The organism is Sphingobacterium sp. UBA2480 (assembly GCF_002341965.1).
Taxonomy (GTDB): domain Bacteria; phylum Bacteroidota; class Bacteroidia; order Sphingobacteriales; family Sphingobacteriaceae; genus Sphingobacterium; species Sphingobacterium multivorum.
Window position 1 is genome coordinate 388416 of record NZ_DDPA01000007.1, and the last position, 13134, is coordinate 401549.

General features: G+C 33.7%; 10 protein-coding genes. All 10 read right to left on the reverse strand.

Translation table 11 applies throughout. From position 1 onward, the window contains the following. Positions 1-25 precede the first annotated feature (25 nt). The 10 genes from B3600_RS14925 to B3600_RS14970 all read right to left on the reverse strand — a co-directional run bounded on the left by B3600_RS14925 (position 26) and on the right by B3600_RS14970 (position 13093). Positions 26-1126 (reverse strand): glycosyltransferase, encoded by a 1101-nt coding sequence (locus B3600_RS14925; RefSeq protein WP_286753482.1) that lies wholly within the window; start codon positions 1124-1126, stop codon positions 26-28. Positions 1127-1376: 250 nt separating this feature from the next. Then, on the reverse strand, positions 1377-3200 hold the full coding sequence (asnB, locus tag B3600_RS14930) for an asparagine synthase (glutamine-hydrolyzing) (RefSeq protein WP_286753483.1): 1824 nt from the start codon (positions 3198-3200) through the stop codon (positions 1377-1379). A gap of 1 nt (position 3201) precedes the next feature. Then, a complete protein-coding gene (locus B3600_RS14935; protein ID WP_286753484.1) occupies positions 3202-4374 on the reverse strand; it encodes an O-antigen ligase family protein in 1173 nt (390 codons plus the stop codon). A gap of 40 nt (positions 4375-4414) precedes the next feature. After that, positions 4415-5278, reverse strand: a complete 864-nt coding sequence (locus B3600_RS14940) for a glycosyltransferase family 2 protein (RefSeq protein WP_227550300.1) — start codon at positions 5276-5278, stop codon at positions 4415-4417. 7 nt (positions 5279-5285) lie between these two features. After that, complete coding sequence (locus B3600_RS14945) at positions 5286-6452, reverse strand: DegT/DnrJ/EryC1/StrS family aminotransferase (RefSeq protein ID WP_153847649.1); 1167 nt, start codon at positions 6450-6452, stop codon at positions 5286-5288. Next, entirely contained in the window at positions 6449-7891 is a 1443-nt protein-coding gene (locus B3600_RS14950; protein WP_286753485.1) for a lipopolysaccharide biosynthesis protein, read from the reverse strand. Before B3600_RS14950 ends, B3600_RS14945 begins: the two co-directional genes overlap by 4 nt. A 3-nt stretch (positions 7892-7894) precedes the next feature. Further along, entirely contained in the window at positions 7895-9190 is a 1296-nt protein-coding gene (gene tviB, locus B3600_RS14955) for a Vi polysaccharide biosynthesis UDP-N-acetylglucosamine C-6 dehydrogenase TviB (protein WP_286753486.1), read from the reverse strand. Beyond that, a complete protein-coding gene (locus B3600_RS14960) occupies positions 9178-9732 on the reverse strand; it encodes a UpxY family transcription antiterminator (protein ID WP_286753487.1) in 555 nt (184 codons plus the stop codon). The genes tviB and B3600_RS14960 overlap by 13 nt, the downstream gene beginning before the upstream one ends. 294 nt (positions 9733-10026) lie before the next feature. Further along, positions 10027-12315 (reverse strand): GumC family protein, encoded by a 2289-nt coding sequence (locus B3600_RS14965; protein ID WP_286753488.1) that lies wholly within the window; start codon positions 12313-12315, stop codon positions 10027-10029. 19 nt (positions 12316-12334) lie between these two features. Further along, positions 12335-13093 carry a polysaccharide biosynthesis/export family protein gene (locus B3600_RS14970; RefSeq protein WP_286753489.1) on the reverse strand — a complete coding sequence of 253 codons (759 nt, stop codon included), beginning with the start codon at positions 13091-13093 and terminating at the stop codon, positions 12335-12337. Between the last annotated feature and the right edge of the window lie 41 nt (positions 13094-13134).

Genomic DNA, 13134 nt, shown 5'->3' on the forward strand with positions numbered 1-13134 from the left:
GTTTCAGTAAAAGAAAGGACATTGACTATGCATTATGCAATATCAAATCTTTCCATTTTGGCAGAATGTTTTCTATAGAATTTATTTGAGTTATTAACTGCGCATTGCTAGCAACTTTTACTCTAAGGCTTTCATCGGCTAATAAATTATCCATTGCGGAAGTAAGTTTACCAGTATTATTTGCCTCTATTAAAATTCCATTTGCTTCATTTTCTATTATTTCTGATGGGCCAAACTCACAATCCATTGCAATACAAGGACAGCCAAAACTCATCGCTTCTATTAAAGCATTTGGGTATCCTTCATTTCTGGATGGTAGAACAAACAATTCGGCTTGATTATAATAATCCTGCAGATTATCTTTTGGTCCAATTAATTTAGCCCGTTTTTGCATACCCAATTTTTCAATTTGGTTGGATAGGTTTTCATATTCACTTCCGCCACCAACAATTAATAAATCAACGTCATCAGCTTTAATTTTACTATAGGCTTCAATTAGTTGGTCAAATCCCTTAATATAGGAAAGACGACCAACTCCTAAGATGAACTTCTTGGTGTTTACCGGTTTAACAGAGGGCGATTTAAATACATTTAAAGGATTTCGGATAATTTTAAAATTATTTAATCTTTTAAAAGATTTATGATTTCTAATGCAGTCCTCTATTCCTTTGGCTGGTATAACTATAGCCTTAGATTTTTTATATATGATATAGGAAATTCTTTTTAAAAAGAAGTTGAATGAATTAATCGTATGATCAGGGGTAGTTCGTTCCGAAACTATAAAGGGTGTTTTAATTAAAGAGCAAGCCAAACCGGTCCATAAATTTGCTGTGGTCATAAAAGAAATAACACAAGTTGGCTTTTCTTTAATAAGTAAATTAGACAATCGTAGAAATATTAATAATGCATATTTAATACGGTTAAAAATATTTTCCTTCTCCCTCTTTTCTAATAAATTAATCATCTTGACATGAGATGAAATTTGATAACCTGGTTCGGCTTCATTGAGACAAACAACAAAAACGCTCAATCCTTGTTTACTAAATTCATTTGCCAATATAGATAACACTCTTTCTGCCCCTCCACTATGAAGGTTATTAATAACAAAAAATAACTTATTTTTCATATGTGTTTAATCTGTCTTTTATTTGTCATTAACTTGTTCCGAGTTACCGGAATGGAATACACACGCGGGCTTTGCTAACCATGAGTGTTTCATAGTTGACAAGTATCTGGAAAACTTCAATGATCAAAATATTTAATGGGGCAATACCAACGATTAAAAGCATTAAAAAAAGCCATACATGCTTAAAACAATGCTTTTCTTTTTAGTTAAAGAAGAAGTAAAGGGTATTATTATTCGGTGCTAAAGGTATTTATTGGGTACCAAATTTTTTATAAAATCCAAATTCTTGATACCACTTTGACAATATATATATTCTCCAAATAAAAGATGAATAGTCATGCTTTCCTTCTAAATGCTTTTTAAAAATATCTTTAAACCTGGGTACATTTAAGATAGGAATCTGACGTAAAAAATCGTCTGTTAGATTTTCTTCAAATTCACTACGCAGTTCATTTCTTATCCAGCCGGCTAAAGGCACAGCAAATCCTCTTTTGGGTTGGTCAAATACTTCTTCAGGAATGTATTCTTTCAGAATATCCTTTAATATTTTTTTTCTTCGGCCTTTTTCGTAACGAAATGATATAGGAAGTGTTCTTGCAAACTCAATGATATTATAGTCAAGAAATGGGCTTCTTACTTCTACTGAATGAGCCATACTGGCACGATCTACTTTTACATTACTATCGTTTTCTAACCACAATTTAATATTTAAATCAGCTGTTGCCTGTAACAAATCTTTCGACCATATTTTATAGCCATTATAGTGGGACAACCAATTAAAGTTTCTCTTCTTTAGAAGAGAGTCATATCCAACAAATATACCTGCAATGAAATCATATTTTGAAGCAGCATTGAGTATTCCTTTATAGGAAAGTGCTCGGGCACCCAGGAAATTAAAACTTAATAGGCTGGCGGCCATTTTTCTCAAAAAATAGGGTACAAACGTAATTTTATCTGCGTAAGGCACTAATCTAAAATGGTTGTATCCAAAGAAACTTTCATCCCCCCCATCTCCAGACAAGACCATGGTAACAGATTGCTTCGTTATTTTATTCAACAGTAAAGAAGGCAATGCAGAGCTATCTGCAAAAGGTTCATCGAACACTTTTACTAATTGGGGAATCATTTCTAAAATATCTGTTGCTTTACAAATCGTTTCTGTATGTTCAGAACCTATAATTTTTGCATATTCTGCAGCGATCTTGCTTTCATCATATTCCGGATCCTCAAAGCCTATCGAAAATGTTTTGATAGGATGCTTTGAAAACGTTGAAGCAATACTGGATACTAGAGCAGAATCTATTCCTCCGGAGAGAAATGATCCAAAAGGCACATCTGCTTGCAATCTTATTTTTACGGCATCTTTTAACAGATTGTGCAACTTCTCTTTGGCCTCATTATAAGATAAGCCCACTTCGGCGACCTCCTTCAGATTCCAGTACTCTTTAACATCGTATTTTTGTCTGTCCAAATCAATCTCCAGATTATTTCCGGGAGGTAATTTATAGACATTTTGATAGATCGTGTATGGGCTGGGGATATAACCGCAGTCCAAATACATCGATATAGCTTCATCGTTTATTTGTTTGTGTTGGCTTATTGGACATAACTGGCTGCAAATTTCAAATTCACCGTCCTTCCATGAATAATAAAAGGGTTTTACACCTAAGCGGTCGCGTGAACAAAATATTTTTCTTGATGTGGCATCATATATAGCAAAAGCGAACATTCCGTTTAGTTTCGGCACTAAAGCAGCTCCCCATTCTTTATAACCTTTTAATAACACCTCCGTATCGCTGGTTGTATCAAAAGTATACCCTAGAGCTATTAAATCTGTTTTTATCTCCTGAAAGTTATAAATTTCACCATTGAACACTATAACAAGGTCTTCAAATGTCATAGGTTGATGTGAGCGAACATTTAAATCTAAAATGGATAGTCGTAAATGTCCAAAAGTCAAATCAAATACTTTTTGAATCCCTAAATAGTCCGGTCCACGGAATTGTATAGATTCCAGTTTTAATTTTACGGCCTCCTCTTCAATAGGAATATTGGTTAAATAAATTCCACACATACTAAAATGCATTTATATTTAGATACTCAACCGGATAGTTCTTGACTTGGTGAAGATCTAAATGTTTCTTTTCAGATACTTTCTTACCCAGATCTATTTGAATATACAGCCACATCGAAACAAATAATACGAGGTTATTTTCAAAATAATTATGATTGGTAAGCATGTACATTACTAAAGAAAATGAAACCAGAAAAATTACCGGATTATCATGAAACATTCTTATGCCATTAATTAAAAAAGACCCATATATCCATAGAAAATAGAGAAGGACAAAAAAGCCAGCTTCACCAATAACCATTAAAAAAGTGTTGTGTACACCATTTTTTACGGTGTAAGTATTGTATTCAGGTCCAAAAATTTCTCCGCTAAAGGAATGGTATCCATTACCCAAGATTGGATTGTTTAAAATTTGATTATAATAATGGGACCAGGTTTCTGTTCTCGATTCTTCTTTTAAATCATCATTTACTTTACCTTCAAGTATTCCTGAAAATGCATGCATTCTTTTCGTACTTAAATCCAGTTTATCTCCAAATGAAAGAAACAGACCAAATAAAACAATACCTACTAGTATTTTATATACATTTTTATAATTGATTAGCAAAGATATCAAATTGACTAATATCCAGATAAATAAGAAAGTCCTGGAGAAAGTAAGAAAGCCGGCCATTGAAAATAGTAATTGGCCAATGATTTTTAATTTTTTGTTATTTATTGAAAAACTTAGAGAATAACCTAATATACAAGCATAGCCAGCTGCATTAGGGTTAATATAATACCCTCTATATCTGCCACCAATACCTTCAATAAAAATAGATTCAAAAATTATACTTAAACATCCTAGTAAAAGCATTATATATATATCTTCCTTTGTGGTATCGCTTACAACACTTGCTCCCATAACTATGACGATAAAATATTTAATAAGCGTTACTAAATAACCATCGTCATTTTGTGCACTGACTATTATCGATATCAAAAAGAATAAAAGACCGAATACGATAAATGGAACTATTGGCTTCTTATTCTCACTTAAAAAATAGTAAACGATTAGGAGAAGGAAGGTGCTGTAGCTTAAAAGCTGACCAATTGCGGCATTAGCTTTAACCAAGAAATAACTTGGAAGATTGCAGAAAACTAAGAATAAAATAATAATCTTAAGATATTTCATATCGGAAATTATTTAATGTATAATTATATTTTCTAACCGCTTACAATATGGTTCTTATTGTACTAAAAGCATTTTGTAGACTGTGATCTCTAACTTCAAATAGGAAATATTTTTTAAGATAATAGAGAAGCAACTTGATTTTTTGAACGCGGGAATATTTGAAAATTTCAATAATCAAGTACAAATCGTCAAGTGTTTTTTGTTTTAAACTTTTTGCTTTTAACATGCTCCAGATGCCTCCTGGATGTTTTCTATAGCAGCACATTATTTCGGGTAAAACATAGATTTTCTTTCCGGAAGTAAATGTTAAATAAAGTTTAAGAAATCTGTCTGGGGCATTAAATTTAAAGAACCAATCTGTTGAGTAAATTTCTCTAATTTCGGGCGTATTTCTGAAAAGAATTGTATTGAGTACTGTTTCAAAATCATTATCGAATAATATATCCTCAAACGAATAGATTATTGGTTTTGGATTTAAATTCATATAATATATTTCATTATTTTCTTTAATCCTTTTTGAATAATGACAACACATGATATACTCTTGATTTTGTTCTAAAAAATCAACTTGTTTTTGCAGTTTTAAAGGGTCTGTCCAATAATCATCTCCATCGCATTGGGTCAAATATTTACCTTTTACCTCTTTGTTCAGTCTTACCGCGTTCTTGTGGGCACCCACGTTAGATTCTGAAGTAATTAATTTTATTTTATCAGGATGTTTTAGCACATATTCCTCTACAATTTTTCTGGTATTATCGGTAGAATAATCTTCCCCGATAAGAATCTCAAATTTAAAAGAAGTTTGCTGCATCAAGTAGCCCTCAATAGCCTGTGCTATATACTTCTCATGATTGTAAGTTACACAGCAGATGCTAACCATCACTTCAGTTTCTATACTTTTCATAGCTGGTTTACTTTTTTTCATGACCATTTATGACTTTTTCTATTCGATTGGCAATCAACTCTCCAAAGCCTTTTTGTGTATTGATGGTTTTCACAGGATATTTCTGTGCTCTCAATAATATACGTGAAATCATATCCAGATCGGGGATGGTGAGTGTATCATACAGGGGCAGGCAAACAATTCTCTTTACCACAGAATCGCATACGGGCATTCTTTTACGGCTTACAAACGGTAAAGTAGCCAAGGAAGGAAAAAAATACCTTCTGCAATATACACCTGCCAATTCAAGTTTGACAATACAATCATGCATCAGTTCTTCTGAATCAAACAGAATCGGACAGTAGGCGTAATTGTAATCGGGAGCAGAATCAATGAACTGAAATTTAACTTTTAACTTTTTCAGGTTCTCTCGGTAATGCAGAGACAAAGATCTTCTCTTTTCCAGAATGGCATCAATATGTCCTAGGTTACACAACCCCATTGCTGCATGAAATTCTGAGTTTTTCGCATTAATGCCTGCCAGCGCAATGGTGTCCGGGCCGCTATATCCGAAATTACGTATAAATGCCATTTTCTCTAACAACTCTGGTTTTTTAGTGAAAACAGCTCCTCCTTCTATAGTATGAAACAATTTAGTTGCGTGAAAGCTTGTGATACTAATATCTCCGTACGCAAAGACTGACCTGTTCTTATATTTTGTTCCGAAACAATGGGCAGCATCATATATCACCTTTAAACCATATTTATCAGCAATATTTTGTATTGCATCAATATTACATGGGTTGCCATACACATGGGTTGCCAAAATCGCGGAAGTTCTAGGGGTAATTGCTGCTTCGATTTTACCTGGATCAATATTGAACGTATCCGGATCGATATCCACATATACTGGTTTGCAGCCCTGCCATACAATACTATTCGTTGTAGCAACAAAAGAGAATGGGGTTGTAATAATTTCTCCCTTCAATTCCAATGCTCTGATAGCCATCTGGAGAGCAATAGTACCATTGGATACATATAATAAATAATCCACATTTAGGTACTGCTTGAGTTTAAGTTCCAAATCATTAACTAGAGGACCATTATTGGTTAACCATTGGCGGTCCCAAATGCTTTTTACATAGTTTTCAAATTCCTCTATTTTAGGAAGAAATGGCTTAGTTACTGGTATCATCTTTTTAGTATTAATTGTTTAAAATCTATTATTGCTGTAAGGTTTATAAGATTGCTGATACTTAAATAAGAAAGAGCGTAAAACAAAGCACTTATGATAATCCGTGTCAAATTATTAATATTAAAAGAATCCACTAAGAAAGAATCAAGAAGATAAGTTGAAATACCAATAAAGACAGCTAAGATTATGGTGGGTAAAATGTCGAATATCTGTTCTTTGATCGGATAGTTAATCATCTTTCCACTATAGATTGTGTTGATGTAAAATCCAATAAAATTAAAGGATAATTGAAAATATAACAGACCATAAATACCAAATGGTATTACACTCAAAATGCCTATTACACTTAGTGCTTTTTTTATAACCTCCAGTTTTAAAAACAAATCGCTCCGGCCTTTTACCTTTAAAATATTTAAATTATACGCATGAAGGGGCTGCATTACACCTGCAATGCAAAGTATTCGAAAATAAGGTACTGCTGGCAACCATTTATCGGTTAATAAAAAACTAAAAAGAGGCTGGGCTGCTACACTCATAAAAATCAATATGGGAGCATTCCAAAAAATAACCTGCTGCATCACTTTTTTGTTTACCCTTTTCAATTGCACATTATTATGGGATATTTCTGAAAACATCGGATAGGTAACTTTATTGACAGCTGCTGAAATATTTGCTGTTGGTAGCTGACTGATAGAATCGGCCCGGGAATAATATCCTAGTTGAGTAGCAGAGTAAAATTTACCTATAATCAGTGTGTATATATTCTGGTAAAGGGTGTCAAGTATTCCCGATAGGGTCATTTTATAACCAAACTCAAAATGACGCTTAAAACTTGTTTTATCAAATATCAAAGCAGGACGCCAGTCTGAATATATCCAATGAAGTATGGTAGATAAAAATGTAGTAAATAAACTCATCCATACCAGACTCCAAACGCCATATCCGGTTTCAGCCAAAATAATTCCTAAAATTCCCCCTGCTAAAGATGAAGGAATTTGTATGTTTGTTTGTGTTTTAAACCTCATCTCTTTTACAAGACAGGTGTTTTGTACACCAAAGAAAGCATTTAAAATAAATATCAGACTATAAACACGAATGATAGTTGTAAGGACTTGCTGATGGTAAAACGATGAAATAAGAGGGGCGCAAAAAAATAATATAAAATAAAGTATTGTGCTCCCTATCAAATTAAAATAAAAAACGGTAGAAAAATCTTTTTGATCTGCATCGGCCGTTCGTATAAGTGAAGAAGTAAGGCCACTGTCTAGTAATGTATTTCCGATGGATATAAATACCGATAACATAGCTATTAACCCAAATTCTGCCGGGGTTAAAATGCGGGCAAGCACTATGGTTATAAAAAAACTAATTAGTTTAGAACCAAATTGCTGACCTACTGCCCATATTAGGCCAGAGATGGTCTTTTCCTTTAAAGTCATTTGTTATAAGCGTGCACTTACCATGGTATTTGGCAAGACTGATTTGATGTCGTAAACGACTGTATTTTCTTTGCAGAGCTTTGTAAGGTCGAGGTGTTTAAATTCCTGATGAGCAACGGCTATTAAAATTGCATCGTATTGTCTCTTTTTCGATTCCCCGTTCTGACAAATCACGCCATACTCTTGTTTAACTTGATCTGAATTGGCCCAAGGATCGTGAATGTAGACCTTTACTTTATATTCTTCTAACCTCCTAACTATGTCGATTACCTTTGTATTCCTTACATCGGGGCAATTTTCCTTAAAAGTAAATCCTAACACCAACACTTCTGCATCTATGATATGCGTGCAGTTATAGATCATTTGTTTAATAAGCTGATCTGCTACATAAGCTCCCATTCCATCGTTTACGCGACGCCCAGCCAAAATAATTTCAGGATGATAACCAACTTCTTGTGCTTTCTGTGCAAGGTAATACGGATCAACACCTATACAATGCCCACCTACCAGACCTGGTCTGAAATTCAGAAAATTCCACTTTGTACCTGCAGCAGTAAGCACTTCAGTGGTATCTATACCCAGCCTGTTAAAAATCATCGCTAATTCATTAACAAAGGCAATATTGATGTCTCTTTGTGCATTTTCTATAATCTTTGCTGCTTCTGCGACTTTTATTGATGAAGCTTTGTGGGTGCCTGCCCCAATTACAGATCTATAAAGATTGTCAATTTTAGTGGCCGTTTCAGGTGTAGAGCCCGAAGTTATTTTTAATATATTGGCAACTGTATGTTCCTTATCACCAGGGTTGATCCGTTCTGGCGAATATCCTACGAAAAAATCTTCGTTATAAACTAGTCCTGATTTTTCTGCTAAAATAGGAACACACTCATCTTCTGTCACACCAGGATATACAGTCGATTCATAAACAACAATATCTCCTTTTTTTAAAACACTTGCTACTAGAGTGCTAGCCTTTATTAATGGCGTTAAATCTGGTCTATTATTTTTATCAACAGGTGTCGGAACAGTGACGATAAAAACTTCACAAGAATTTAATTTGTCTTTTTCGCTCGTGCAATACAGTCCATTTTGAACTGTACGGTAAAAAGTTAGCACTTTTTTGAGTTCTTCTTCACTTACCTCTAAAGTACAATCTTTGCCATCGTTAAGTTCATCCACCCTTCGTTGAAGAATGTCAAAACCAATGACTTTATGCTTTTTGGCAAACTCTACTGCGAGTGGAAGTCCAACATACCCAAGACCGATTATGGCTATTCTTACGGGTTCTATCTTGTGCATAATGCTGTGTCTAAAGGTGAAGCTTTTATAAGATGATTAATCTCGATACAGGTTACCAATGCGCATTCTATATGGTCAAGCGACATCAGGACTGTTTTTCCTTGTACTTTGATTATTTTACCTTCATGATTGTAGAATAAGCCACTTTTAATTCTTACTCTATCACCAGGCGAAAGATCTTTTAGGTTAATTATTTCAAGGTTATTGTATGTTTTCATCAGTTCCTTAAGCTGTTCAATTTCTGACTCCCTTATCACAGCTGGCTTCCCCATAAAATAGATATAGTTAACTACTCCAAGCGTATATCTGACCTTTGTAAGCTCTCTATCATCTATTTTAACAAAAACATAACCAGTAAAAAGTGGTACACTTACCATCTTTTTTCTATCCGCCCATTGGTTTTCTGTAGTTCTTAAGGGGCAGAAAGTATCAATCCCTTGTTCCTGCAACAACCTATCAACCTTTTTTTCCCAACGAGGACGTACATAAATAACCAGCCAGTTTTTTTTTAGTTTTCTTTTGTAATTTAATGCCATTTCCATTGTCAGATTCGTTAAGAAGAAGTAAAAAAATGTGTTGTTTTATTAGACCCAATAGAGTTTTCCGGACATTGTGTAAATACTGGTTTGCTACTTTGGGTTGCAAGGCTTCGCCATATCACTTACAGTGATGAGCGTGTGTTTTGTGAAGTAATTAGATAAAGGGTAAATTGGAGGCGGCTAAAATAATTATTTAAAGATCAGTTATTTCAAATCAGGTGCAGCGTAAGTTTGTTTTTATAATAGTTATTGCTTTAAATATTGTAATAGATCTATTTTTTTCTTTTAAGAAGCGTGTTAGTTAGGCATGGCATATCCGTAGCCACCATAACCATACTTTTGGTTCTTTCCTCTTTTAGCGTCGTTAAATACTACCATTAGATTTTTAAGCTTATTTTCGTCGTTAATATCTTTCAGGATACCTAATTGATAGTTATTCGTGTAATTATATCTTACCAGGTAAATGCTTACATCTACATAAGGCGCTAAACTGAAAGCATCAGCTACTTGTCCAACAGGGGATGTATCTACAATTATATAGTCAAAGCGTTTTCTTAATTCACTTAGGAGTTCATCAACTCTGGAGCTCATTATCATTTCTGCTGGTTTTTTTGGAATTTCTGAACACCCAATTACACTGACATTATCTGATAATAGACTGGGTTGGATAATATCATCTACAGAAATACACTCATCATCAAGATAATCTGTAACTCCTAGCGTTGATGATAATTTTAACTTTTTTAATAGTACGGGGCTCCTTAAATCAAGTTCTACAATAACAACTTTTTTATTAAGCATTCCTAATGTAGTTGCCAAATTGATGCTAAAAAATGTCTTTCCTTCCCCTTTCATACTTGATGTAACCAATATCATTTTATGACGTTGATTTGTCATAAAGCTTAAATTCATGCGTATGTACCTAAATAGCTCGGAAATAGTGGAGCGATGGTCTGTTTGAAAAACATTGGTACTTTTATCTAGATTGTGGGAAAGTTCACCTAGCAATTTTGCACCTGTAAGCTCAATTGTTCTGGCATCCCTCACTTTATTGTTAAAAAATCCCCTAACATAAATAGACCCTGCTGGTATTAAGCATCCGAAGACTAAACCACATAAATAAAGCATTTGTGCTTTTGGAGCAATAGGTGTCGTATTATAAGCTGGTCTATCTATAACTTGTGATGTAGCTACAGTTGTAGACAATGATAATGCTGTTTCTTCACGTTTTTGCAACAAGTAATGGTATAACCCCGTTTTCACACTTTGATCTCTACTTCTTTCTAAAAGTCCTCTTTCTATTGTAGGGACAGATTTACTTTTACTATAGAATTGTGAATAATTTTTTTGTAAATTTTTGTTCTGAATATTAAACCCACTTTTAATTGACTTTAAGTTTTCCAGAATGTTGCTTTTTAAACTTGATAATTGCTCATTCAAATTTAAAACAAGAGGATTTTCAGCATTAGCTGTACGAAGCATTCTGTTTCTTTCTAACTGTAAATCATTAAACTTTCCAATCATTACATTTAGTATAGGATCTTCTATTCCCATGGCGCTTGGCGCTAAACTGCCTTGTGCCTGATTGCTTTGAAAATAACCTTCTATAGATTTTACTAGGCCGAGCTTTACAACTGATTCCGCTAACAATTGATTGTATTCAACCGATCTTGTTGCATTTAATTGTGCATCTATACCGAAATCGGTCACTTGATTTTGTTGTTTGAAGTTCTCTACATCTTGTTCCGCTCCAGCGAGGTCATTTATTAAATATTTTAATCTGTTATCTATAAACTTAATTGTATTTTGAGCGATAATATTTTTATTGTTTACATTATTAGTATTATAGTTTTCAATAAGATTTGTTAAAATATCTAATCCCCGTTGCGGAATATTATCGTTCAAACTAATTGTAATAGTATTAGCATCTTTAACTACAGGAACTATATTCAACCTAGCTAAGCTATATGACTCTGTCAGTTTATACAGATCTTGAAATTGAATATTTATTTTTCCATATTCAGGTTTAAAAGCAGGCCCTTTCTTTATTCGTATTGTATAGTTTTTATTTTTGATAGGTTGATTATAGTTTGCAATCATATTAATATTACCAACTGTTAAACGAAATTGGTTGTTGTTAATAGATGTAATTTCTATAGCTCTGGAATAAGCTCCTTTTTCCAATTCCTGTACTTCTACTTTAATAGGTAATGTATTACCGTATAACTCTTTTGTTTTAAAACCTACTTTCTGAAAGTATGATGTCTCAAGATTCAAATCTTTTAAAACTTTAGATATCAAATCTCTTGATCTGAAAATTTCAGTTTCATTTTCAACTGTTTTAGTGGTTTGGAACATGTTCAAATCGCTAAAAGCAGTGCCGTTAGACATAGAAGCACCTTCTTTATCGTCTTGTACTAACAATGTGCTACTAATTTTATAAACAGGAGGTGTTATGAACAAGAAGCCATAAACGAAAGCTATTGCTGTCGTAATGCTAATTAAAAAATAGGGCCAGTTTTTGGTAAAACTTTTCAAAGCTTCTGCAACATCTTTAGGGCCGTTTAAGTTCTTTTCTGCAAACATGATCTTATTCCTTAAGTAATTAATTTCTTAAAATGGATGAAATCAGGACAGCAACTGCCGATATAGAGGCAATAACAATAGGCATAATTCTCGTGCTAGGGCTATACTCTATAGCTTTAGATTTATCCGGCTCCACATAAACTATATCGTTTTGCATCAGATTAAAAAAGCGATCATTAAGCACATCTTCTTGGTTTAAATTCAACCTTTTCATTATTCTTTTCCCATTTTGCTCTCTAATGACTAATACGTTTTCTCGTTTACCATAAACCGTCATATCACCTGCCATACCAAGCGCCTCTAATAAATTAATATGATCGCCAGGTATGATAAAGCTCGAGGGTTTATTTACTTCTCCGATTACGGTAATCTTAAAATTTAAAAGTTGTACTTCAACCATTGGTTCTTTGACATATTTAGCTAGTTTTTCTATTAATGCATCCTGGGTTTGTGTAATAGTCAAACCTTCCACTTTAATATTGCCTATTACGGGGAGAGTAATCGTTCCGTCTTTAGCTACTCTGTAACCTGCCGGTCCTTCATAGGTAGCTCCTGATGCATTTTGGCGGTTAACCGTAAATAGCGTGTTTGATTCCGGGTTAAGACTATTTATATTTATCTTCAAAAGATCGTTTTGTTGTATTTTTATTGATTCGTCTCGTATCGTTTTCTCGGCGGTTTGAGGAGCTAAATTGCTGAAATAAGCCAACTCTCTTTTTTGCGCACATGAGCTAAAAGTGAGTATATATATAATAATTAACAGGTGTTTTGTTTTCATGATTTTATATCTTAAAATGTGCAAAACTTCTTGACAACTAA